General features: G+C 66.9%; 20 protein-coding genes. 7 read left to right on the plus strand and 13 right to left on the minus strand.

Annotated features, from left to right (window positions below):
- Positions 1-4 precede the first annotated feature (4 nt).
- A complete protein-coding gene (locus tag QNO03_RS03070) occupies positions 5-1,120 on the minus strand; it encodes a type I phosphomannose isomerase catalytic subunit (RefSeq protein ID WP_289601809.1) in 1,116 nt (371 codons plus the stop codon).
- Between the two features lie 351 nt (positions 1,121-1,471).
- On the opposite strand from QNO03_RS03070, the gene QNO03_RS03075 reads away from it, so the two are divergent.
- A complete protein-coding gene (locus QNO03_RS03075; protein ID WP_289601811.1) occupies positions 1,472-2,134 on the plus strand; it encodes a class I SAM-dependent methyltransferase in 663 nt (220 codons plus the stop codon).
- A 406-nt stretch (positions 2,135-2,540) separates the two neighbouring features.
- Here the strand turns inward: QNO03_RS03075 and QNO03_RS03080 are convergent, their stop codons facing one another.
- The gene (locus tag QNO03_RS03080; RefSeq protein WP_289601812.1) at positions 2,541-3,857 is read right to left on the minus strand and encodes a CapA family protein; all 1,317 of its coding nucleotides are present in this window, start codon (positions 3,855-3,857) and stop codon (positions 2,541-2,543) included.
- Between the two features lie 118 nt (positions 3,858-3,975).
- Between QNO03_RS03080 and QNO03_RS03085 the strand changes: the two genes are divergently transcribed.
- On the plus strand, positions 3,976-6,000 hold the full coding sequence (locus QNO03_RS03085; protein ID WP_289601814.1) for a M3 family metallopeptidase: 2,025 nt from the start codon (positions 3,976-3,978) through the stop codon (positions 5,998-6,000).
- A gap of 82 nt (positions 6,001-6,082) precedes the next feature.
- On the opposite strand, the gene pgsA is transcribed toward QNO03_RS03085, so the two are convergent.
- The 6 genes from pgsA to QNO03_RS03115 form a co-directional block, all read right to left on the minus strand.
- Entirely contained in the window at positions 6,083-6,703 is a 621-nt protein-coding gene (gene pgsA / locus QNO03_RS03090) for a phosphatidylinositol phosphate synthase (protein WP_289601816.1), read from the minus strand.
- 3 nt (positions 6,704-6,706) lie between these two features.
- A complete protein-coding gene (locus QNO03_RS03095; protein WP_289601817.1) occupies positions 6,707-7,291 on the minus strand; it encodes an HIT family protein in 585 nt (194 codons plus the stop codon).
- Between the two features lie 16 nt (positions 7,292-7,307).
- Complete coding sequence (gene thrS, locus QNO03_RS03100) at positions 7,308-9,320, minus strand: threonine--tRNA ligase (protein ID WP_229948621.1); 2,013 nt, start codon at positions 9,318-9,320, stop codon at positions 7,308-7,310.
- A gap of 75 nt (positions 9,321-9,395) precedes the next feature.
- Positions 9,396-12,809, minus strand: a complete 3,414-nt coding sequence (locus QNO03_RS03105; RefSeq protein ID WP_289601818.1) for a DNA polymerase III subunit alpha — start codon at positions 12,807-12,809, stop codon at positions 9,396-9,398.
- 20 nt (positions 12,810-12,829) lie between these two features.
- Positions 12,830-13,141, minus strand: coding sequence for a DUF6504 family protein (locus QNO03_RS03110; RefSeq protein WP_229948625.1), 312 nt, complete (start codon positions 13,139-13,141; stop codon positions 12,830-12,832).
- Positions 13,142-13,342: 201 nt separating this feature from the next.
- Positions 13,343-15,064 (minus strand): MDR family MFS transporter, encoded by a 1,722-nt coding sequence (locus tag QNO03_RS03115; RefSeq protein WP_289601820.1) that lies wholly within the window; start codon positions 15,062-15,064, stop codon positions 13,343-13,345.
- Positions 15,065-15,335: 271 nt separating this feature from the next.
- On the opposite strand from QNO03_RS03115, the gene QNO03_RS03120 reads away from it, so the two are divergent.
- The gene (locus QNO03_RS03120) at positions 15,336-16,379 is read left to right on the plus strand and encodes a DUF2776 family protein (protein ID WP_289601821.1); all 1,044 of its coding nucleotides are present in this window, start codon (positions 15,336-15,338) and stop codon (positions 16,377-16,379) included.
- Between the two features lie 10 nt (positions 16,380-16,389).
- On the opposite strand, the gene QNO03_RS03125 is transcribed toward QNO03_RS03120, so the two are convergent.
- Genes QNO03_RS03125 through QNO03_RS03135 form a run of 3 tightly spaced genes read right to left on the minus strand, consistent with a single transcriptional unit; the run spans position 16,390 to position 18,121 of the window.
- Entirely contained in the window at positions 16,390-17,169 is a 780-nt protein-coding gene (locus QNO03_RS03125; RefSeq protein ID WP_289601823.1) for a tyrosine-protein phosphatase, read from the minus strand.
- Complete coding sequence (locus tag QNO03_RS03130) at positions 17,162-17,761, minus strand: DUF2087 domain-containing protein (protein WP_289601825.1); 600 nt, start codon at positions 17,759-17,761, stop codon at positions 17,162-17,164. Before QNO03_RS03130 ends, QNO03_RS03125 begins: the two co-directional genes overlap by 8 nt.
- Positions 17,762-17,782: 21 nt before the next feature.
- Positions 17,783-18,121 (minus strand): chorismate mutase, encoded by a 339-nt coding sequence (locus QNO03_RS03135; protein WP_229948638.1) that lies wholly within the window; start codon positions 18,119-18,121, stop codon positions 17,783-17,785.
- 96 nt (positions 18,122-18,217) lie between these two features.
- Between QNO03_RS03135 and QNO03_RS03140 the strand changes: the two genes are divergently transcribed.
- Complete coding sequence (locus QNO03_RS03140; RefSeq protein WP_229948640.1) at positions 18,218-18,676, plus strand: VOC family protein; 459 nt, start codon at positions 18,218-18,220, stop codon at positions 18,674-18,676.
- A gap of 9 nt (positions 18,677-18,685) precedes the next feature.
- On the opposite strand, the gene QNO03_RS03145 is transcribed toward QNO03_RS03140, so the two are convergent.
- Entirely contained in the window at positions 18,686-19,468 is a 783-nt protein-coding gene (locus QNO03_RS03145; RefSeq protein ID WP_289601827.1) for an SOS response-associated peptidase, read from the minus strand.
- A 134-nt stretch (positions 19,469-19,602) separates the two neighbouring features.
- Here QNO03_RS03145 and QNO03_RS03150 point away from each other — a divergent pair, with 134 nt between their 5' ends.
- Positions 19,603-19,827 (plus strand): mycoredoxin, encoded by a 225-nt coding sequence (locus QNO03_RS03150; RefSeq protein WP_229948929.1) that lies wholly within the window; start codon positions 19,603-19,605, stop codon positions 19,825-19,827.
- Between the two features lie 66 nt (positions 19,828-19,893).
- Here the strand turns inward: QNO03_RS03150 and QNO03_RS03155 are convergent, their stop codons facing one another.
- On the minus strand, positions 19,894-20,910 hold the full coding sequence (locus tag QNO03_RS03155) for a zinc-dependent alcohol dehydrogenase family protein (RefSeq protein ID WP_289601829.1): 1,017 nt from the start codon (positions 20,908-20,910) through the stop codon (positions 19,894-19,896).
- A 212-nt stretch (positions 20,911-21,122) separates the two neighbouring features.
- On the opposite strand from QNO03_RS03155, the gene QNO03_RS03160 reads away from it, so the two are divergent.
- Positions 21,123-22,208, plus strand: coding sequence for an S-(hydroxymethyl)mycothiol dehydrogenase (locus QNO03_RS03160; RefSeq protein ID WP_229948643.1), 1,086 nt, complete (start codon positions 21,123-21,125; stop codon positions 22,206-22,208).
- A complete protein-coding gene (locus QNO03_RS03165; RefSeq protein ID WP_229948644.1) occupies positions 22,208-22,849 on the plus strand; it encodes an MBL fold metallo-hydrolase in 642 nt (213 codons plus the stop codon). The genes QNO03_RS03160 and QNO03_RS03165 overlap by 1 nt, the downstream gene beginning before the upstream one ends.
- The last annotated feature ends 56 nt before the right edge of the window (positions 22,850-22,905 follow it).

Genomic DNA, 22,905 nt, shown 5'->3' on the forward strand with positions numbered 1-22,905 from the left:
GCAGCTAGAGCGTCGAGGCCACGAAGATCTGGGAAGGCCCCGTGAGTGTGGCCGTCACGGGCTCGCCGGCGTACAGGATCTTCGCTTCGGGCTCCATATCCGCCGTGACCTCATCCACGGTGATGCAGGCCGGTTCCAGCGCGGCCAGCACTACGCTGAACGGCCCCACGCGGACGGGCTTTGGATCATCCTCGACGACCACACGCCGCAGGTCCAGATCCTCGCTCCAGAGCGGAATGTGCTGCTCGCCGCGGCCGGTATCAAGCACGGGCAGGGGGGACGGCTGAGGCTGTCCGCCGCCCGTCAGATGCTGCAGTTCGCAGAGGTCCACATGTTCCCTGGTCAGGCCGGCCTGCAGCGCATTATCAGAGGTGCCCATCACCACCACCGCCTGGCCGGACAGATAGGTATGCAGGCACCCGGGAGGGATCACGGCTGCTTGTCCGGGATCCAGCCGGATCAAGTTCATGCAGATGGCCAGCAGGATGCCGCGGTCGTTGGGGAAAAGCTGCTGCAGCCGGCGTACTACGGCGACTGCCTCAGCGGCCGGTCCTTGAACGTCCCCGATCCGGTCCACCGCGTCGGCCGTTTCCCGCAGTGCGGCTGCGGTTTCGCCGGGTGTCATGCGCAGTACGGAGTGGATGACCGTCTCATGGCGGAAGCGGAGGTAGGAACGCAGCCACGGCAGGTCCAGCCCGGAAGTGATGGCCTGGAGTTCCTCCGTGGTCCGTTCCCCGGCAAGCACGCGCAGCGGCGTGAGGGCTACGGCAACCTCACATTTCGGATTGCGGTCCTTGTAGTTGCGGTTTCCGGCACCCAGTGGAAGGCCCCGTGCCTGTTCCCGGACAAAACCCGCCAACGCCTGTTCCCAATGCGGGTGCAGCATGATGGGCGGCGGAACCTCGGCGTCCAGGACCCTGAGGCGGAAGGGAAACGGGGAGCCGGTTTCGGCTTCCCGATGGGGGACGGCGATCTGCCGGTCCCCGGCAAAGCGCTCGAGCGTTTGCCGGTAGGTCGCGGGATCCCAGTCAATAAGCAGTCCGCGGGCGGACAGCGACGCCGGCCGGCGGGCGGGTGCTACGGACTTTGGGAGGGCAGAATCATGACGCACTAGGGTCATTTACATCACCAGGTGGGAACAACAGCGAAGCTATTCGGGAGCGGAGTGCCCTGCAGGTACACAACCGGTCCTTTAATCATAGGCAATCCTGCCGCCGGGTGGGCGCCGGTCGCGGCGGCAGGGCTGCGTGATTTTTGCCCGTCGAACCGTCAGCGCGTAGGCGAACGGACGGACGGTCCGGCGGGCGGGGCCAGTGCTTTGCGCAGCGGGCAGGCCGGGAAATGGAACCAGCAGATGGCTGCAGCGGCAGCGATCACGGCGGCGGTGAGACCAGCAACAGCGTTTGCGGGTGAGAAGCCCCCCCCTGAGGCGGCAATCCAGTCGAGCTTCCCACCAAGTAGTCTCGTGCGCATGGCTGATGAACTTGTCCGGACCGCGTACCAGGCACGCGCCGCGGAGTACACGGGCCTCCTGGGCTCCGTCGAGGACATGCACGAATTGGACCGACTTCGCATTGAACAGTGGGCGGACCGTATCGGGGGCGCGGTGCTCGACGTCGGATGCGGTCCCGGTCATTGGACGGATCTGCTGCACCGGCGTGGGGTGGACGTCCAGGGCATTGACCTCGTGCCGGAGTTTATCGACGCTGCGCGGACACGTTTCCCGGATGTGCCGTTTCGCGTCGCCTCGTTCCGGGATCTCGGTGTGCCGGACGGCTCATTGCACGGGGTTCTGGCCTGGTACTCCTTGATTCACGTTCATCCCGACGAGCTTCCTGCGGTGTTCTCGGAAATCGCCCGCGCTTTGGCCCGGGGCGGACACCTGCTTTTAGGATTCTTCGAGGGCTCGGCTGCCGAGCCTTTTGCACACGCGGTGACGACCGCCTATTACTGGTCGATTGACCAGATGCGACAGATGCTCCTCGGAGCAGGTTTTGATGTGCTTGACGTCCAAACGCGACAGGACCCGGGCCGCCGGCCGCACGCGGCTATCGCCGCCGTCGTAAAGGATCGGCCTGCGGGCAATTCTCCGTCTTCAGGCGCAGGCGCACGACAGGTGGGGCCCGTAGTTTGAGGGCGAGGAGGAAAACGATGCAAAGCACATGGGCCGCGGTCATCTTTGGAGACAGGGTGGATCCCCGCGTGAGACTGCAGGCCATATTCGGCGGTCCGCTTCCCACGAGCGCTCAGCCTCCTGAGCCCGCACTTGCATGGGCTGAAGAGGTGCTTCACCGCACAGGGAACACGGGGCGCGCGAATTCCATGGAGGCTATTAAAGCTCTCCGCCAAGCTGACAAACGGGTGACGTTAGGGGCAGCAGTTTTCCTTGCTCATCATGTCGCCTTACGCGCCTAAGCCGCTCCGCAAAGCGCTACGGCCCGCTGCCCTGCCCTGTGGAGGAAGGAAGGGACGGCTGGTGGCGGGAACGGATGGCGGGACGAAGCCTCCAGGAACCCACACCCAGGCATCGCCCCCCCCCCCTACGGCCCGCCGTCCTCCTGAGTCACCAGCCACTCATGCGCCCCGGCATCGACCGCTCCCAAAGACTCCACCACGGGAATGGTCCGCGCACGCACAGCCTCCCGCTGCGGGACCGGCGCACACTCCCCCTGCGGCAGGTCCCCGGCGACGGAACACCACCGGTACGGGTCGCGGACAACGACCGACGGCGCCCAGGCGAGGTCGCTGACGGACCACTTCCCGGCGTCGTCGCGGGCGAACTGGGCGCGCACGATGAGGCCTTCATTGTTGACGTCGTACCAGGGCGACAGCTCCGTCACGGCATTGCCGAGCCCGTAGACAATCCACGTGCCGTTGTAGTGCTCGATCGGCAGGACCGAGTGCGTGTGGTGGCCGTAAATGAAGTCGAACTCCCCGCTGTCCGCCAGCGCATGGGCGGTTTCCATCTGCTGGGCATTGGGCGCCGAGGCGTATTCATCACCGGCATGGATTGCAGCAACGACGACGTCGGCCCCCGCCGCACGGGCTGCCTTTGCCTTGGTGATCATCGCCGGAGCATCGAGCAGGTCCACCTGCCAGGGGTATTCCGCCTCCAGCCCGTTCAATCCGTAGGTCGCCTCGATCACGGCAACGTCCCCGGCAGAGGCTGACAGGACCATGGGTGCACCGGCGCCGGCCTCCGCGGCGTAGGAGCCGGTGTGCGCCAGGCCGAGGGAATCCAGCACGCCCAGCGTCCGGTTCAACCCCTGGGTTCCGGCGTCAATGGTGTGGTTGCTGGCGGTGGTGCAGCCGGAGAAACCCACGGCGTCCGCCGCCGTGAGGATCTGCGGCGGCACGTTGAACCTGGGATACCCCGCATACGGTCCGTCCGTCTCAGCCACCGGGGTTTCCATATGGCACACCGCCAGATCCGCTGCGGAAATGTAGGTACCCTGCCCGGCCAGGAGAGGTTCGAAGTCCAGCGGCCCCTTGCCGGTGGACGCCGCATCCGCCGCCGCCTGCTCCCACAGCTGCGGATGGACCAGCAGGTCGCCGGCAAGCATCAGGGAAAAGCAGTTCTCCGTGGGGCAGTCCGGTCCTTGGCCGGCGCTGACGGCGTCCGCGGACGACGACGGCGGCGCGGCAGCTGCCGACCCCGACGACGACGGCCCACCGGGATTTCGGCGGCCCTCCGGCCCCGCACCCTCCTCCGCCATGCAGCCGCCGAGCATCAAGGCCAGCACCAGCACCGCCCCCAGTCCCGGCAGACGGATCAGTCCCGGCAGGCGGCTCCGTCCCGGCACCCGGACCTGTGCCGGAGCCTTCACCCCACTGCGGACATCAAGGTTGCGTTTCATGAACTCCCCCGCGCATCTCGCCCCCAGGCCTGCCGACTGCGGGCAACGGGGAATCGGTGCGATCCTACGGCAGCGTCATGTTGGTCCGGGACGCCGCGCTGTGCCACTGTTGGGCTTTATGGACAATCCTTTCCTTTCCCCGAGCAGCCTGCCGTACCAGCTACCCCCGTTCGAGCAGATCAACGAAGACGTTTTCCTGCCGGCCTTTGACTCCGGGATTTCCGGGCACGCCGCGGAGATTGAGCGGATTGCGGCCAACCCGGACGCCCCCGATTTCGGCAACACCATTGCGGCGCTGGAACGCTCGGGCCAGGCGCTGGGACGTACCGCCGTCGCCTTCTTCACCCTCTGCGCCGCGCACGCAACCGAGGGTGTGCAGCGGATCCAGCAGGAGGTCAGCCCCCGGCTCGCCGCCCATGAGGACGCTGTGTACCTCAACCGGCAGCTCTTTGACCGGGTGGAAGCCGTCGCGGCAGAGGCAGAAGGCCTGGACGATGAACAGGCCCGGCTCGTCTCCGAGTACCGCCGCCAGTTCATCCGGGCCGGCGCCCAGTTGGACGACGCCGGGCAGGCCCGGATGCGCGAACTGAACGCGCGCCTGTCGGAACTGGGCACCGAGTTTTCCCAGCGGCTGCTGAAGGACACCAACGATTCGGCCCTGCTGGTCGACGATGCCGCCGAACTGGACGGCTTGTCCGACGACGACATCGCTGCCGCAGCGACCGCTGCGAAGGAGGCCGGGCACGACGGCAAGTACCTGCTGTCCCTGGTTCTGCCCACCCCGCAGCCCGCTCTCGCGTCACTCACTCACCGGGAGAGCCGCCGTCGGCTGCACGAAGCCGCCCGCAACCGCGGTTTCCGGAACAACAACGCGAACACACTTACCCTCGCCGCTGAACTGGCTGCGCTGCGTGCAGAGAAGGCCGCACTGCTCGGTTTCGCCAACCATGCCGAGTACGGCACGGATGACCAGACCGCCCCGTCCCTGGACGCCATCCACGCGATGCTGGACAAGCTCGCCCCGGCAGCCGTCCGCAACGCGAAGGCGGAGGCCGGAGAGCTGCGCGAAGCGGCCCGGAAGGACGGACACGAGCTGGCAGCCTGGGACTGGGCGTATTACTCGGAGCAGGTCCGGCGGGAAAAGTTCGACGTCGACACCGCCGCCCTACGCCCCTACTTCGAACTGGAGCGCGTCCTCACTGACGGTGTCTTCTACGCCGCCAACCGGCTGTACGGTCTGACCTTCACCGAACGGACGGACCTGCCGGGCTACCACCCCGATGTCCGGGTCTGGGAAGTCAAGAACGACGACGGCACCGGGCTTGGCCTGTTCCTGGGCGACTATTACACCCGGGACACCAAGAACGGCGGCGCCTGGATGAACTCCCTGGTCCACCAGTCCCGGCTGCTGGACGACCCGCCCGTGGTCGTGAACAACCTGAACATCACCAAGCCCCCGGCAGGTGAGCCCACCCTGCTGACCTTCGACGAGGTGGTCACCGCGTTCCACGAATTCGGCCACGCGCTTCACGGCCTGTTCTCGGACGTCACCTATCCCCGGTTCTCCGGCACCGCCGTCCCCCGCGACTTCGTTGAGTACCCGTCACAGGTCAACGAGATGTGGATGCTCTGGCCCGAGGTGGTTACGAACTTCGCAAAGCACCACGTCACCGGAGAGCCGCTGCCGCAGGAGGTCCTCGACAAGGTGAATGCTGCAGCCGTCTGGGGCGAAGGCTTCGCCACCACCGAATACCTCGGTGCCGCCCTGCTGGATCTGGCCTGGCACGAACTGGCACCCGGCGAGACGGTCGAAGATCCGGAAGCCTTCGAGGCCGCCGCCCTGGCGGCGGCCGGCGTCGACCTGGACCTGGTGCCGCCGCGCTACCGGACCGGCTACTTCAAGCACATCTTTGCCGGCGGCTACGCTGCGGCGTACTACGCCTACATCTGGAGCGAAGTGCTCGACGCCGACACGGTCGAGTGGTTCCGGGAAAACGGCGGCCTGACCCGGGAGAACGGCGACCGTTTCCGGACGGAACTGCTGTCCCGCGGCAACAGCATCGACCCGCTGCAGGCATTCCGGAACTTCCGCGGACGCGATGCGCAAATCCAGCCGCTGCTGGACCGGCGCGGCCTGGCCTAGGCAGCAGCCCGGTCAGTCCGGACGGGTTGAAAAGAAGGCGGGAACCGATGATTCGGTTCCCGCCTTCTTTTCGATGTGGCTTCTATGCGGCCGGGTTACCCAGCCGGGCCTGCTTCCGCACGGTGTGCATCCGTTGTCCGATGGTGACGCAGCTGGCCAGGGTCAGCAGGACCAGGACCACCAGCAGCAGGATCTCCGGCACCCCCAGTCCCACCAGTCCGGTGGCCACCAGCAGGGAGACCAGCCGCTCGGCACGCTCGGCGATGCCGACGCTGGCGTTGAAGCCCAGCGACTCGGCCTTGGCCCGGATGTAGGACACCAGCATGCCGACTACCAGGCAGAGGACGGCTGCAATGCCGATCGCATCGTTTCCGCCGCCGGTGAAGAACCAGATGGCGACGCCGGCGAACAGGGCGCCGTCGGCGAAGCGGTCCAGCGTGGAGTCCAGGAACCCGCCCCAGCTGCCGGTGCGCTGCTGCTGCCGGGCCATGATCCCGTCCACCACGTCGGAGAAGATGAAGACGGTGATGAAGATGGTTCCCCAGAACAGCTCACCCAGGGGATAAAAGACCAGTCCGCCGATCATCACGCCGAGCGTGCCGGCAATGGTGACCATGTCCGGGGTTACCCCGCGGCGGAGCAGCCAGCTTGCCAGCGGGGTGAAGACGGCAGTGAAGAATCCCCGTGCGTATTTGTTGAGCACGTATCAGTCCTCACTGTCCGGGCCGGAGCCCTCTTGGGGCCAGGCATCTGCCACTTGCTGGCGGACCTCGCCGAGGGTCTGGGTGATGGCCTTGGTCTGCGCAATGATCGGCAGGAAGTTTCCGTCCCCGCCCCAGCGCGGAACTATGTGCTGGTGCAGGTGGGCGGCAATCCCGGCCCCGCCGGTTTCGCCCTGGTTCATGCCCAGGTTGAAGCCGGTGGGGCTGGACACCTTGCGCAGCACCCGCATGGCGGTCTGCGTCAGGGCCGCAATCTCGGCGGTCTCTTCCGGGTCGATGTCCGTGTAGTCCGGCACGTGCCGGTACGGGCAGACCAGCAGGTGGCCGGCGTTGTACGGGAAGAGGTTCAGGATCACGAAGGCGTGCCGGCCGCGGTGGACAATCAGCGATTCCTCGTCCGACCGCTCCGGTGCGGCGCAGAACGGGCAGGTCTCCTTGGAGGAGACCTGCTTCTGCCCGCCCTTGATGTAGGCCAGCCGGTGCGGAGTCCAGAGCCGCTGGAACGCGTCGGGGACGCCGGCGAGTTCGAACGTGTCCGTCACCGCGGCGTCGTCAGGCTGTTCCCGCATAGCGTCCCCGCCGCCCTTACTTATCCCGGTTGCGGACGGCTTCGACAATCCGCTTGACGGCCTCTTCAACGGGCACGCCGTTGTCCTGGCTGCCGTCACGGAAGCGGAAGGAGACGGCACCGGCCTCGGCGTCGTCACCGCCGGCGATCAGGACAAACGGGACCTTGTCCTTGGACGCGGTGCGGATCTTCTTCGGGAAGCGGTCGGTTCCGGTGTCCACCTGGGCACGGATGCCGTGGGCCTTGAGCTTGTCGACGACGTCGAACATGTAGTCGTTGAACGCTTCGGCCACGGGGATACCCACCACCTGCACCGGTGCCAGCCAGGCGGGGAACGCACCGGCGTAGTGCTCGGTGAGCACGGCCATGAAGCGTTCCACGGAACCGAACAGGGCGCGGTGGATCATGACCGGGCGCTGGCGGGTGCCGTCGGCAGCCTGGTACTCCAGCTCGAACCGCTCGGGCAGGTTGAAGTCCAGCTGGATGGTGGACATCTGCCAGGTGCGGCCGATGGCGTCGCGGGCCTGGACGGAGATCTTCGGGCCGTAGAAGGCGGCGCCGCCCGGATCCGGGACCAGGTCCAGGCCGGAGGCTTCGGCCACCTCGGCGAGGGTGCGGGTGGCTTCCTCCCACACATCGTCGGAGCCGACATACTTCTCCGGGTCCTTGGTGGACAGTTCCAGGTAGAAGTCATCCAGGCCGTAGTCCTTGAGCAGGTCCAGCACGAACTTCAGCGTGGTGGTCAGCTCGTCCTTCATCTGCTCGCGGGTGCAGTAGATGTGGGCGTCGTCCTGGGTCATGCCCCGCACGCGCGTCAGGCCGTGGATCACGCCGGACTTCTCATAGCGGTACACGGAACCGAATTCGAACAGGCGCAGCGGCAGTTCGCGATAGGACCGTCCGCGGGAGCGGAAGATCAGGTTGTGCATGGGGCAGTTCATCGGCTTCAGGTAGTAGTCCTGGCCGGGCTTGGTGACCTCACCGGTTTCGGGATCGGTGACCTCATCCACGTGCATGGGAGGGAACATTCCGTCGCGGTACCAGTCCAGGTGGCCGGAAACCTCGTACAGGTGGCCCTTGGTGATGTGCGGCGTGTACACGAACTCGTAGCCGGCCTCGGTGTGGCGCTGGCGGGAGTAGTCCTCCATGGCCTTGCGGATGATGCCGCCCTTGGGGTGGAACACCGGCAGGCCCGAGCCCAGTTCATCCGGGAAGGAGAACAGGTCCAGCTCAGTGCCCAGCTTGCGGTGGTCGCGGCGCTCCGCCTCGGCCAGGCGCTCCTGGTAGGCCTTCAGCGCGTCCTTGGTGGGCCAGGCGGTGCCGTAGATGCGCTGCAGCTGCTGGTTCTTCTGGTTGCCGAGCCAGTAGGCGGCGGCGGAACGGGTGAGGGCGAAGGCGTTGGAGATCAGCTTGGTGTTGGGCAGGTGCGGGCCGCGGCACAGATCGCACCAGACGACGTCGCCGGACTTGCGGTCCACGTTGTCGTAAATGGTGATCTCGCCGGCGCCGACCTCGATGCCGGCACCTTCGCCGGCTTCCTCGGCGCCGTCCTTCGTGCCCAGCAGTTCAAGCTTGTACGGCTCGTTGGCCATGGCTTCGCGGGCTTCGTCTTCGCTGACCACGCGGCGGACGAACTTCTGGTTCGAGTTGATGATCTTCTGCATCATCTTCTCGAGGGTCTTCAGGTCCTCCGGGGTGAACGGCTCGGCGACGTCGAAGTCGAAGTAGAAGCCGTCCTTGATGTACGGGCCGATGCCCAGCTTGGCATCGGGGCGCAGCTGCTGCACGGCCTGGGCCATCACGTGCGCGGTGGAGTGGCGCAGCACATTCAGTCCGTCTTCGGACTCGATGGTGACGGACTCTACGACGTCGCCCTGCTCCAGCGGGGTATCCAGGTCCTTGAGGACGGAGTGGACGCGCATCACGACGACGTCGCGCCGGTCGAAGAAGAGCTGCGCACCGGTGGTGCCAGTATCCACCGTGGTCTCTTCGCCGTCGACGATGAGGGTGAAATTCTCTGGCACTGACACGGTTGTCTCCTAGATTTCGTTGTACGGCGTCTGCTGCACGGCCTGGACACGGCCGTACTTCCGCCCGTACCGATGTTATCCGCCGCGGACCGGCCCCACCAACATGCCGCGCTGGCGGCCGGGCACCGGAAGTGAGTCCGTGTCCGCCAGGTTCCATGCCTCCAGCGCCTGGAGGCTGATGCCCCTGGGCCCGGTGCGGCGGGTGAGTCCACGGACCAGCAGCAGTTCCGTGCCAAAAAGCAATGGACCGGATTTTTCCTGCGCCTCATGGAAGAACGTGCAGTCAATGCAGCCGGTGCCGTCATCAAGGCTGATGAACACCACCCGGCGTCCTCCGCGCATGGGTGGAGTCTGGGTGGCCACCCGGATGCCGGCGACCAGCACCTCGGTCCCGTTCCGCAGGTCCATCAGCGCCTCCGAGGCAGTGACACCGAGTCCGCGCAGCAGCGGACCGTAGCTTTCCATCAGGTGCGCACTGACGTCCACGGACAACAGATCCAGTTCGGTGCGGACCTTTTCCCGCAGCCCCGGTTCGGGCAGGTGGTGGTGCAGGTTCGCCAGTTCGGTATCCCCCAGCGGCAGGGCCAGCTGCCCGGGAATCGGATCATGCTTCCGGGACGCAGACTTGGCCGGGGCGGCGTCCAGGTACTGGATGAGGTCCGCCCGGCTGCCCTCGGAGCCGATCTGTTTGCTGAGCGAGTCGAATGCCCCGAGCTGGGCCAGCCGCCGCAGCGTGGGCCGGGAGACCCGGGCACGGGCGCGCAGGTCGGCCAGGGAGTCATAGGGCTGGCCGGCGGCAATACGCCGCAGCTCGACGGCGGACAACCCGTAGATTCCGGCCAGGGACAGCCGGATGCCCAGCCGGCCGTCGTCGAGCCGCTCCACCCGGTAGGTTTCGCCGCTGCGGTTGATGTCCAGCGGCAGGATGGGGATGCCCATCCGCCGCGCCTCGGCCACCAGCAGCCGGCGCGGGTACATGCCGGGATCATGCTCGAAGATCCCGGCGAGGAACGCCGCCGGGTGGTGTGCCTTCAACCATGCGGACTGGTAGGTGGGCACGGCAAACGCCGCCCCGTGGGCCTTGCAGAAGCCGAAGCTGCCGAAGGCCTTGAGCGTGTCCCAGACCTTGTCGATGGTTTCCGCTGTGTAGCCGCGGGCGGCGGACTTGCTGCGGAAGTATTCCTCCACACCCGGTTCGGCGGATTCGTTGCCCAGCAGCCGGCGCAGTTCGTCCGCTTTCGCCAGCCCGCAGCCGGTAAAAACGTTCAGTGTCCGCAGCACCTGCTCATGGAAGACGGTAACGCCGTGGGTTTCGGCCAGCACCGGACGCAGCGCCTCGTGCGGGTAGACCTCCGGGGACCAGCCGTGCCGGTGCTCCAGGAACGGCCGGACCATGTCGGACTTCATCGGGCCGGGCCGGAACAGGGAAATGTCGATAATCAGGTCGTTGAATTCCCGCGGCGCCAGTTTGCCCACCAGCTCGCGTTGTCCCGGTGATTCGATCTGGAAGCAGCCCAGGGTGTGGGTGCTGCGGATCAGTTCGTAGGTGGGTTCGTCGTCGAACGGCACGGCGTCCAGGTTGATCCGGCCGTCGGGTTCGATGAACTCCGGATCCGGCAGGTCCTCCCCCTCCCGGTGCCGGCCTGCGGCAATGACTTCCTCGCGGGAGGAATGCACCCGCACCACCTCGCGCACGGCGAAGGCCATGGCGCTCTGCATCCGCACACCCAGCACATCGAGTTTGAGCATGCCCATGGGGTCCATGTCGTGCTTGTCGAACTGGGACATGGGCAGGCCCAGGCCGCTGGGCTGCACCGGGGTGCGGTCCAGCAGGGAGGTGTCGCCCAGGATCACGCCGCAGGGATGCATGGAGATGTGCCGGGGCAGCCGGTCCAGGCGTTCGGTGAGGTCCACCAGCAGGTCCAGCTGCTGGTTCTTTTCCACCTGGCCGGAGAATTCCCGCAGTTCGGGCTTTTCGGCGAGCGCCTCGCGGAAGTTGCGGGCCGAGAAACGCCACAGCTGTTTAGCCACAGCGCCGATCTCCTCCTCGGGCATACCCAGCGCCAGTCCGGCGTCGCGCACCGCTCCCCGGGCACGGTAGCCGTTCTGCATGCTCATCAGCGTGACCCGTTCGGAGCCGAAGCGTTCGAAGATGCGGTGATAGACGTTGTGCCGCTCGGCGCTTTCAACGTCAATGTCGATATCCGGCAGTGTGGAGCGGTCCCGGGACAGGAAGCGTTCGAAGATCAGGTCGTGGTCCAGCGGATTAACGTGGCTGACACCCAGCAAGTAGTTCACCAGTGAGGAGGCTCCCGACCCCCTGGCCGCGGCGCGTACCCCCATGCCGGTGATCATGGCCGAGACTTCGGCAACCGTGAGGAAGTACGAGGCGAAGCCCAGCCGCTCGATAATGCCCAGCTCGTGTTCGAGCCGGTTGCGCAGTTCGGCTTCGGCAATGGAGTCCCGGGCCCGCAGCCTCCGGGTAATCCCTGCTTCGCAGCGCTGGCGCAGTTCGATCATGGGTTCGGCTTCAATGCCGATCACCGAGGCTTCGGGCACTACGGGCTGCTTCCAGCCCATGTCCGCCACGGGGTCTATCCGGCAAAGGTCCGCGAGCGCCGCAGTGTCGGCGAGCATCTTTACGGCGCCGGAGGAACCGCAGTCCGCCTCCGAGCTGACTTCCCGGGCAAGTGCGGTCATCTCCCGTGTGCCCTTGAGCCAGCCCTGCCCGTTGGGTTGCCGGTCCGGAAGGTGGGAGAGCGAAGTCAGCGAGCGCGCGGCGTCGAGCACGTCCGCGGTGGCGGCGCCGTCCTCGTCCACGTACCTCACCGCGTTGGTCAGGATGGCCGGCACACGCATCTCATCGGCGAGGCGGAACATCCGCACGGCGTGGGCCAGGCTGAGGTTCTCCCCCGGCGCGGACAGGTGGGTGACCACCTCGACGGCGAGCGCCCGGGCCGGGATCAGCGAGCGCCAGCGGGTGAACAGGGTGCGGGCGACGGCGTAGCTGCGGCTGCGCATGGCCTGGCCGACGTCGGACTGGGGCCCCACCAGGACGGTGAGGACCGGCTCCCCCTCCCCTGTGCTCTCCCCCTCGGTGCAGACATACCCGGCAAGCTGCTCCACAGTGATGCCCACCGGTTTGCCGGCACGCGCCCGGGAAGCCGAGGTCGCAGCGTGCGCGGCGGAGATCAGCCGGCACAGTGCACGGTAGCCCGCACCCCCGTTGTGCCCGTGCGCGAGGATGACGACCCGGCCCGTCACGGCATTGGCTGCATCCAGCACGGCCAGGTCCACGCCGACGATGGGATCGATTCCCGCCTCCATGCAGGCGCGCAGGTGCTTGACCGTTCCGTAGAGCCCGTCCCTGTCGGTGCAGGCGAGCGCATCAGCGCCGTCGGCCGCTGCTGCCTGTGCCATCTCCTCGGGCCAGGACACCCCGTAGTGGGCGCTGAAGGCGGTGGCTGCGTGCAGGTGGATAAAGCTCATTGTTTAGGCGCTGTCTTCCATTAGGCACTGTCCCTCAGGGCGTCGTGGATCCGGATCAGGCGCCAGCGGTTGCTGCGGACATGGTGTGAGAGGTCCAGGGTGCGCAGGTCGGAGCGGTCATTGGCACGGGCCTGGACCCGCCAGATCTCGGTATCCACCAGTCCGGCTCCCCGCCCGCGTTCGGCGCGGGTTTCCTCTTCCCACCAGTTGCGGCGTTCATACCAGCGCACCGGGTCGGCCCCCACCTTGTAGGTGCGTCCACCCCAGACGATCCGGAGAGGCTGGCCCGCGGGCGAGCACACCACCTCTATTGCTTCGCTGAAGACACCCATTCAGCTTCCTCCCCGCCCCGGTACGTCTGCTCTGCGCCGACGTCCTCACCCTCTGGTTATCTATTGGTTATCCGTTGGTTATCCATTGGCAACCAATTCGAACATATATTCGAATAGCGCTCCGCCACCAGTGTACGACCAGCCGGGGACAAGCGACACCACATGCAGGATGGATCGAAGTGGGGCCGGGCGTCCCGCCTACTACCGGTTCCCGTCCACGTCCACCCGTGCCGTCCGGGCCAACGGCTGCTGCACGATAAACAGCGTCAGGACAAAGGCCGCCCCCAGGATCGGTACCCCCAGCAGGAAGATCGGCGGCAGCGCCTCGCCGAAGGCGGACTTGATGAAGTCCTGGGCGGGGGCGGGCAGCGCCCTGATGCTGTCCGGGCTGATGGAGTTGGCGCCGCCGGAGGCCTCGTCGCCGGCACCCGGCGGGGCGGAGGCCAGCTGGTCATTGAGCCGCCGGATGAACAGGGAGCCGAAGAGGGCAATCCCCAGCGACCCGCCCATCTGCCGGAAGTAGTTGGCGGTGGAGACCCCGGTGCCCATGTCCTTGGCGGGGACGCTGTTCTGCACAATCAGCACCACGTTCTGCATCAGGGCGCCGATTCCCAGCCCCAGCACGAACATGCCGAGTGCGGTGAGGATGTACGGCGTCGTACTGGAAATGCGTGAGAGCAGCAGCAGGCCTCCGACCATGGTGAGGGACCCCAGAATCGGATAGATCTTGTACCTGCCGGTCCGGGCAATCAGCTGCCCCGTGCCTATGGAGGTGGTCAGCAGCCCCGCCGTCATCGGAAGCATCATCAGCCCGGACATGGTGGGATTTGCCCCGTTGACGATCTGCAGGAAGGTGGGCAGGTAGGCGATGGAGCCGAACATGGCCAGCCCCACCGCCAGCCCCACCAGCGTGCAGATCAGGAAGTTGCGGATCCTGAACAGGCGCAGCGGGAGGATCGGTTCGGGTGCCCGCAGCTCCACGGGAATGAAGACTGCGACGGCGGCGGCGGCCACCGCTCCCAGCGTGAGGATGGTCGGTGAGGTCCACGCGTAGTTGTTCCCGCCCCAGCTGGTCAGCAGCACCAGGGCGGCACTGCCGATGGCCAGCAGGGCGGCTCCGGCATAATCCAGCCGGATGCCCCTGCGGTCCGAGCGCGGCAGATGCAGGGCGGCGATGATGACTGCGAGCGCGATCAGGCCGATGGGCAGGTTGATATAGAAGACCCACCGCCAGGACCAGTAGTCGGTAAGGTAGCCGCCCAGGAGCGGTCCGCTCACGGAGGCAATGCCGAATGCCGCTCCGATCAGTCCCATGTACCTGCCGCGCTCGCGGGCGGGAACAATGTCGCCGATGATTGCCTGCGCACCAATGATCAGCCCGCCGCCGCCCACGCCCTGGACCGCACGGTAGGTGATGAGCTCGGCCATGCTCTGCGCCTGCCCGGACAGGGCGGAGCCGGCCAGGAAGACCACGATGGCGAAAATGAAGATGTTCCTGCGTCCGAGCAGGTCCCCGAGCTTGCCGTAGATCGGCAGTCCGATGGTGGAGGTCAGCAGGTAGGCGGTGATCACCCAGGACAGGTGGTCCATTCCCTGCAGGTCCCCCACGATGGTGGGCAGGGCGGTGGACACGATGGTCTGGTCCAGGGCGGCGATCAGCACCGCCAGCATCAGGCCGGTGAAGATGACGGCGATTTGGCGCCGCGAATGCCCGGGGGCATCACCCGTACCGGCGTCTTGCAGACCAGCATCTTCCAGATCAGCGCCGCCCCGTGCGGTGGCCCCGCCGGTGGGTGGCGCTGTCTGGGAAGGCGGCGTATGTGCAACCAGGGGGACGGCGTTGACCGGGGCACCCATGGCACCGGCCATGCCCGCAACCGGATGTGTTGCAGTGGCTCCGTGGGGAGCAAACCTGTCAGCCATGCACTCCTCCTTGGGAAATTTCCGCCGGATGAAGGCAGCCCGGTTGGAACTTCCATTCGACGCCCACCGTCCTGCCAAGTCAACGGGCGGCGGCGGGCACCCATGCCCGCGGTAGCGACAAGCGTCGTGGCGGTGGAGGGCGTGAAGGTACATAGCCTAAGGAACTGCTCCCTGCCCCGGCGTTGTTCCTCGGGTAGGACAGGCGCACACTGGCACTACCGCGGACCGGCCATGATGTCGAAGCCGCACGGGATCACCTTCGGGGTACGCCATGAACCGTACAATAAGTGTCATTTTCCGCGCCATACCGCTTCTGATGGGCGCCGTCTGCCTGTCCTTTGGCCTCTACATCCTGGCCGGGCCGAACGATGCCGATCACTTTATCGCCGGACACGTCAACGTCGGGCTGACCGCCATCTGTTATGCACTGTTCACTACGGCGGCCACCATCATCAGGCAGCTCATCAACCGCTATGGGCGCGTGTGGGCGATCATCCTGCCGCTCTCCGGCTACGCGGCTGCGGCCGCCGCCATCATCTGGGGCATCGTTCTAGCCAACCGGGAGAACACCGCGGAGAACCTCACGGCGGGCTTCGTTGTGATCGGCGTCGGCTTCGTCGCCGCGTGCGTCAGCACCGTCGCGGCTGCGTCCACAAAATTCACTCTCATCCAGTCAGCTCAGTTGCTCGAGCCTCAGGGCGGCCCGCCGGAAGGTGCCCACTCCCGCACCATCGGCGCCGTGCTGCTCGCAGTCCCGGTTGTGGCCGCCGTCGCCGGTTTCTCCCTCGCGGCCGGCCTGTTGGTGCGCGGGGATACTCCCGGATTCGTTGCCGGGCACGTCCTGATCGGCCTGTCGGCGATCTGCACGTCGCTGATCGCCCTGGTCGCGAGCATCGTGCGCCAGGTGCGCAACGAATTCAGCGATGGTGAACGTTTAGCCTGGCCCTGGCTCGTCGCTGCCGCAGGCACGGTCAATGTGCTGCTCGGGCTTTTCGTGCTGTTCAGCTCACACGAGCCCTATCGGCTGGCCCCGGGATGTGTGCTGATCGGCCTCGGGCTGATCTGCTTCAGCATCCTGTCGAAGGTGCTGTTGCTCGCCCTCGTCTGGCGCCGCACGTTTGCCCTGGCCAACCGCATCCCGCTGATGCCCATCGGAACAGCGCTCACCTGTCTGTTCTTCGCCGCGTTCCTCTTTGAGGCCGCAGGCACAGACCCGGCGTTCTTTGTCCCCGCGCACGTGCTGGTTGGACTCGGAGCTGTCTGCTTTACGCTCTTCTCAATCGTGTCGATCCTCGAAGCGGGAACGTCGGAGTAGCAGAGCAGCGTTAAGGCTTGGCGGAAACTGCTCCCCGCCAGGAGCGGATGCCGGTGCGGACTGTTTCCGGCAGCCCGGCGTCGTCAAAGAGCCGCTGCAGCGAAAAGCCGTCCACCGCCGCGTGGAAGGCACCGTCCATACTGGTTCCCTGCCCGGCGCACAGTTTTTCGCTCTCTGCCTCCGGATTGGGCCGTCCCGTTGCTGCTGCGAAGGCGTCCGCGTTCCGGACGGTTTCGAAGTAGTCCTCCCGGATCTCCTCCGGCTCCGCGTCCACCGCCGCGAGTAGGACCATGGCGGTCATGCCGGTCCGGTCCCTCCCTGCCATGCAGTGGAAAAGCACCCCGCCCGGCGGGGCATCGGCGAGCGCGGTGAGGACGGCGCCCATGCGGTCCGGCAGCCGGGTGAGGTGCGGAAGGTAGTACAGCGGCGTTCCCATCAGCCCGTTGTCCCAGTACCCCTCCCAGAACTCCGGGTTCCCGGCCAGACCGTCCAGGTCCACGGCAACCGTGGTGAGCCAGTCCGGGCGGGCGGTAGTGTCCCGTGTACGTTCGGGCGGCTGGCGGAGGTCGACGACGGTACGCACTCCCAGCGCATGGAGGGTGTCCCAGCCGCCGGGCCGGATCAGATCAACCGTTTCGGAGCGGAAGAAGACACCGTGCGGAGTAAGCGTGCCGTCGCTCCGGCGTCGCCCGCCCAAATCACGGAAGTTCACCAGCCCTTCCACGGTGGCGGGAGTTCCGGGAGCCGCGTCGACTGCAGCGAGCTTGGCCGTATCCGGGAAACTAGGCAAATTCCATTCCTTCCGCCGGGCGGGGACGGGTGAGCCAGTACTGGGTTCCTGCGGCGTCCCGGGCCACGATGCCCTCATCCACGAGATAGCGGCGGATGGCAGCGGGGTCGGCAGTGAAGGCCGCCAGCCGCGTGGTGAGTTCCTGCTCCGTCAGCACCGGCCGCAGTCCCGGCTCCGGAGGCCGGGCATGTTCAAAAACCTCCCCCGCCAGGAAATGCAGCAGCTCGAGCCGGTCCGAACGTTTGCGGGGATAGGTCTCCAGCTTCCCGTTGACCAGGAACCGGCGTGCGGAGGTGTCCGGAGGGCGTACACCGGCAGCCAGCAGGTCGGCGAAGGCAGACGGGACGGGTTCGATGCCGCGCCCGCCGATGTGGAGCAGGCCGGCCTTCGTCAGCACGGCCAGCGACTTGGCTTCCGCTGGGGTGAGATCATCCGGGTCCAGCGGCGCGCCGTCGTCGGCGGCCAGCACGGCCCGGGCGTACAGGTGCAGGCGCCGCCCGTCCGCGAGCGCTGCCGCCACCGGACGCCAACGGTTATCCGGGGCCGGGAGGCTGCCGATCATGGTGCGGCCACGGTTGTTGTCATGGGGCACAACCTACCGGATGGCATCGGGCTAGCTGCGGCTGAATGCGTCCAGCTTGCGCTGGGTCTCCATCTCGTGGCGGACCTTAAGCTCGTAGTCGATGAAGGCCTCGATCATGGCCGTGTAGGTGCGTTCCACCACGTTGCAGTCGCCGTCCTGCTCCTCGGCCGCGTGCCGGACGTGGGCAATGACTTCCTCCATGCGCTTGGGCGACCGGACGGCGTCGTCGTTGTCCTTCAGTCCCCCGGCAAGCCGGACCAGCCGCTGCCGCCGCCAGATCAGCGCGACAATTTCCTCGTCGATTTCATCAATTGCCGTCCGGACATTGTCTAGCTGTCCCGGAACGGGTTTCTGCTCAGCTGCTTCCATGCCTTAAGAGTAACCACCACGGGCGCACCGGCGCGGAACCTGGACTGCGCTGCACGGGTAGCGGCCAATCCGCGGGTTCATGGCAGGATCAAGGACGTGAATCCTTCCGTTTCCGTGGTTACCGTAGGCGTACGGGACCTCGAAGTAACCTACGCCTTTTATGTTTCGCGCCTGGGCTGGGAGCCGGTGCAGTACGAGCCGGACGAAGTTGTCTTCTTCCAGATCAACCATGGCCTGCTCCTGGCCTTCTTCCGGGCCGACCATTTGGCGGCCGAAGCCGGTCCGGTGGGGGAACTCCACAACGCGCCCCTCACGCTCGGGCATAACGTGGATTCCGCCGCCGAGGTCGACGCCGTACTGGCCAGCTCCGCCGCCGCGGGCGGGCTCATCACCGCCCCGGGGACCCAGATGAGCTGGGGCGGCTACTCGGGCTACTTCACCGACCCGGATGGACTGCGCTGGGAGGTCTGCTTCAATCCCGGACTCAGCGTGGACGCCGACGGCAAGGTCACCCTGACCATGATCGTCCCCGAGACACCCGGGCCTGGACTCTAGCCGGCAGGACTAGAAGAGCGCTTCCGGCAGGACTGATTCCGGATCCGGCTGCAGCAGGTACGCGCCGTCATTACGCACGTTGCCGACCGCCGGGTGGGCTTCTGCCAGCACCCAGTCCGCCGCCGCCGTATACGCCTGCGCCGCGGCCATGGCCACCAGTGCGCCGGCGTCGTGCCGGGCCGGATCCAGCCAGGCCGCCATCGCGTCCCGGGACAAGGGCAGCGGCAGCCGGTCATGCAGGGCGGCCAGTTCCCGCAGCACCGGTTCGGCGCTCGCCGCCGGCGGGGAGGCGACGGTGAGGATCGACGTCGAGAGCAGCCACTTCTCCGGATCGTCTTCGGCCTTGGCCGGGTCCCGCCACCATTCATACAGGCCCGCAAAGAAGATCGGGGCGCCGTCGGCCCGGGATACGTGGAACGGGCGGCGGGCCTTGCCGGGTCCGGCCTTCCACTCGTAATAGCCGTCCACCGGCACGGCACAGCGGCGCGAGAGAACCGCTTCGCGGAAGGTCGGTTTCTCCAGCACCGTCTCGCTGCGGGCGTTAAACGCCCGGGACCCGACGGACGCATCGCGTGCCCAGCCCGGTACCAGGCCCCACCGGGCCACATGGACCTGGCGCACCTGCGTCCGTCCCCGGCCGGGCACGTCCACCAACCGTTCCAGGACCACCGGCACGTCCGACGTCGGCGCCACGTTCCAGGAGGCCCGCAGCTCCAGGTTCGCGTCGGCCTCCGCTTCGGCCTCAGCCACCAGGTCCCCCACGGAACGGGCCATGACGTATCTTCCGCACATGCCTCCAGTCTGCCACCGGGAATGCCGGCGGCCGGAATACAGTTGAAAGAGGCAACTATCCATTTCGACCAAGAGGAGCAACCCCCGTGGCTGCCACTGCTGAAGCCTTCACCCCCGCAACCGGGACCATCACCATGTTCTCCACGTCCTGGTGCGGATACTGCCGCCGCCTGAAGTCCCAGCTGGACGCGCAGGGCATCGGCTACACGGAGGTCAACATTGAAGATGTTGAAGGCACCGCGGACCTGGTCGCTTCGCTGAACGGCGGCAACCAGACCGTACCCACCGTGATTTTCCCGGACGGCTCCTCGGCCACGAACCCGTCGGCCTCGGAAGTGAAGTCGCGGCTGGGGCTCTAGCACCTCCCGTCATCCGGGGCGCGGTCCGGCCTGCACCGGTCCGGCCTGAACCGGGCCGGACGGCGGTCAGGGGCGCAGCAGCGCCTTGATGGTCCGCCGCTCGTCCATGGCCCGGTAGCCTTCCGCTGCCTGGCCGAGCGGCAGCTCGAGGGTGAAGACCTTCCCCGGATTGATCTTCCGCTGCAGGATCAGCTCCATCAGTTCGGGCAGGAACCTGCGCACGGGCGCCGGTCCGCCGAGCAGGTGGATTTCGCTGAAGAAGAGCTGCTCGCCGGGCAGCTGGACACCGTGTGGCACGCCCACGTAGCCCATGTGTCCTCCGGGCCGGGTGCAGCCGATGCCCTGCAGCATCGAAGACTGGGTGCCAACCGCCTCCACCACGCTGTGCGCACCCAGTCCCCCGGTCAGTTTCCGAACGGCGGCCACGCCGTCGTCGCCCCGTTCCGCAACAATGTCGGTGGCGCCGAACTCCCGGGCCAGTGCCTGGCGGTCGGGGTGGCTACTCATGGCGATGATCCGTTCGGCACCCAATTCGCGGGCCGCCAGCACGGCGAGGAGTCCCACCGCGCCGTCTCCCACCACGGCAACGGTTTTCCCGGGGCCGGCTTCGGCCGCCACGGCCCCGAACCAGCCGGTGCCCAGCACATCGGAGGCCGCGAGCAGGGACGGAACCAGGTCGTCATCCGGCATTTCGGCCGTCGCCACGAGTGTGCCGTCCGCGAGGGGAACCCTCAGATATTCTGCCTGCGCTCCGCCGACGCCGGCGGCCTGCACACAGCGGCTCTGATATCCCGCCCTGCAGATTTCGCAGGTGTTGTCCGAGGCGAAGAACGAACCCACCACAAACTGGCCCGGCCGGATCTGTGAAACCGCAGCGCCCACGTCTTCGACCACGCCCACGTATTCGTGCCCCATCGGACGGGGACGGCGTACCGGATCGATTCCGCGGTACGGCCACAAATCCGATCCGCAGACGCAGGCGGCCACCACCCTCAGGATGGCGTCCGTGGGTTCCTGCAGGACCGGCCGGGGCATCTCCTCCACCCGGACATCCCGCTCTCCGTACATCAGGGTTCCTTGCATGGGGCACTTCCTGCACTGGTAGGCGGCGGATTCCGGACCGTTCCCCGCTCCCATGCTAGGGCGGCACCGTACCCCGCGGCAGCCCCCGGCAGTTGAGCCGGGAGCGGAAGAGCAATCCCGGCTTCGCCCCCGGCGCTCCGGCTCCCTAGGATGGAAATGCGGGATGCTGGATTTCCGCGCCCCGCCCGGATATCGAAAGAGGCAGCACACTCATGGTTCATAAGGTTCAGGCCGTAGTCGTCAAGGAAAAGAACGCCCCCGTCTCCCTGGAGACCATCCTGGTTCCGGACCCCGGACCCGGCGAGGCGCTGGTGGACATCCTCACCTGCGGCGTCTGCCACACGGACCTGCACTACAAGCAGGGCGCCATCAATGATGACTATCCGTTCCTGCTCGGCCACGAAGCCACCGGCGTTGTGTCCGCCGTCGGCCCTGATGTCACCGAAGTGGCCCCGGGCGACCGCGTGGTGCTGAACTGGCGCGCTGTGTGCGGGGAATGCCGCGCCTGCCGCAAGGGCGAGCCGCAGTACTGCTTCAACACCGCCAACGCCACGCAGAAGATGACCCTGGAGGACGGCACCGAATTGACGCCGGCTCTGGGCATCGGCGCGTTCGCCGAGAAGACCCTCGTGGCCGCCGGCCAGTGCACCAAGGTGGACGACGACGTCGACGCCGCCGCCGTGGGCCTGCTCGGCTGCGGCGTGATGGCCGGCATCGGTGCCGCCATCAACACCGGCGCCGTGCAGCGCGGGGAATCCGTGGCCGTCATCGGCTGCGGCGGCGTGGGCATTGCCGCCGTCGCCGGCGCGAAGCTGGCCGGCGCGACCACCATCATCGCCGTGGACATCGACTCCGCCAAGGTTGACCTGGCGCTGGCACAGGGCGCCACGCACGGGATCAATTCCAAGGACGAGGATCCGGTGGAGGCCATCCGCGCCCTCACCGGCGGCTTCGGCGCCGACGTCGTGATCGATGCCGTGGGACGTCCGGAAACCTATAAGCAGGCCTTCTACGCCCGCGACCTTGCCGGCCGCGTGGTGCTGGTGGGTGTGCCCGATCCGGAGATGAAGATCGAACTGCCGCTGGCAGACGTCTTTGGCCGCGGCGGCTCCCTGAAGTCCTCCTGGTACGGCGACTGCCTGCCGTCGCGGGACTTCCCCATGCTGGTGGAACAGTACCGGCTGGGCCGGCTGGACCTGGATGCCTTCGTTACCGAGCGCATCGGCCTTGGCGACATTGAGGAAGCCTTCACCAAGATGCATGACGGCAAGGTCCTGCGTTCGGTGGTGGAGCTGTAATGTTCCGGATCGACAACGTAGTCACGTCGGGGACGTTCTCCCTGGACGGCGGCACCTGGGACGTGGACAACAACGTCTGGATCGTCGGCGACGACGCCCAGGTGATCGTCATCGACCCGGCGCACAACATCAACGCGGTAGCCGAAGCCGTGGGTGAGCGGGAGGTTATGGCCATCCTGCTTACGCACGGGCATGACGACCACATCCGTGCCGTCGGCGAAGCCCGCGACCGGTTCAGCGCGCCGGTGTTCCTGCACGAGGCGGACCGGATGCTCTGGGACGCGGTGTTCCCGGACGAGGGACCCGACGACGTGATTGAGGACGGTGACACGTTCGAGATTGCGGGCCATACCCTGCGCGCCCTGCACACCCCGGGCCATTCCCCGGGCTCGGTGTGCTTCTCGCTGGCCGCCGGCGAGGACGTCCCGGAGCCGGTGGTGTTCAGCGGTGACACGCTGTTCTCCGGCGGACCCGGTGCCACGGGCCGCTCCTACAGCGACTTCCCGACCATCATCGAGTCCATCCGGGAGCGTCTGCTGACGCTGCCGGCGGAGACGAAGGTGCTCACCGGACACGGGGATTCGACGTCCATCGCCGCCGAAGGTCCGCACCTGCAGGAATGGATCGACCGGGGGCACTAGGAGAGCCGCACACTTCCCGCGACAGGAAAAGGAATGCCCCGGACGGAAGCCCGGGG

It is taken from the genome of Arthrobacter sp. zg-Y877, assembly GCF_030373105.1.
GTDB lineage: Bacteria > Actinomycetota > Actinomycetes > Actinomycetales > Micrococcaceae > Arthrobacter_B.

Bases quoted from the DNA above. Each gene is read 5' to 3' on its own strand.
- QNO03_RS03095 (WP_289601817.1), bottom strand. From the start codon at position 7,291: ATGCGGGAACAGCCTGACGACGCCGCGGTGACGGACACGTTCGAACTC.
- QNO03_RS03110 (WP_229948625.1), bottom strand. From the start codon at position 13,141: ATGGGTGTCTTCAGCGAAGCAATAGAGGTGGTGTGCTCGCCCGCGGGC.
- QNO03_RS03150 (WP_229948929.1), top strand. From the start codon at position 19,603: ATGTTCTCCACGTCCTGGTGCGGATACTGCCGCCGCCTGAAGTCCCAG.
- QNO03_RS03085 (WP_289601814.1), top strand. From the start codon at position 3,976: ATGGACAATCCTTTCCTTTCCCCGAGCAGCCTGCCGTACCAGCTACCC.
- QNO03_RS03075 (WP_289601811.1), top strand. From the start codon at position 1,472: ATGGCTGATGAACTTGTCCGGACCGCGTACCAGGCACGCGCCGCGGAG.
- QNO03_RS03120 (WP_289601821.1), top strand. From the start codon at position 15,336: ATGAACCGTACAATAAGTGTCATTTTCCGCGCCATACCGCTTCTGATG.
- QNO03_RS03160 (WP_229948643.1), top strand. From the start codon at position 21,123: ATGGTTCATAAGGTTCAGGCCGTAGTCGTCAAGGAAAAGAACGCCCCC.
- QNO03_RS03165 (WP_229948644.1), top strand. From the start codon at position 22,208: ATGTTCCGGATCGACAACGTAGTCACGTCGGGGACGTTCTCCCTGGAC.
- QNO03_RS03115 (WP_289601820.1), bottom strand. From the start codon at position 15,064: ATGGCTGACAGGTTTGCTCCCCACGGAGCCACTGCAACACATCCGGTT.
- QNO03_RS03070 (WP_289601809.1), bottom strand. From the start codon at position 1,120: ATGACCCTAGTGCGTCATGATTCTGCCCTCCCAAAGTCCGTAGCACCC.
- QNO03_RS03080 (WP_289601812.1), bottom strand. From the start codon at position 3,857: ATGAAACGCAACCTTGATGTCCGCAGTGGGGTGAAGGCTCCGGCACAG.
- QNO03_RS03105 (WP_289601818.1), bottom strand. From the start codon at position 12,809: ATGAGCTTTATCCACCTGCACGCAGCCACCGCCTTCAGCGCCCACTAC.
- QNO03_RS03145 (WP_289601827.1), bottom strand. From the start codon at position 19,468: ATGTGCGGAAGATACGTCATGGCCCGTTCCGTGGGGGACCTGGTGGCT.
- QNO03_RS03155 (WP_289601829.1), bottom strand. From the start codon at position 20,910: ATGCAAGGAACCCTGATGTACGGAGAGCGGGATGTCCGGGTGGAGGAG.
- QNO03_RS03135 (WP_229948638.1), bottom strand. From the start codon at position 18,121: ATGGAAGCAGCTGAGCAGAAACCCGTTCCGGGACAGCTAGACAATGTC.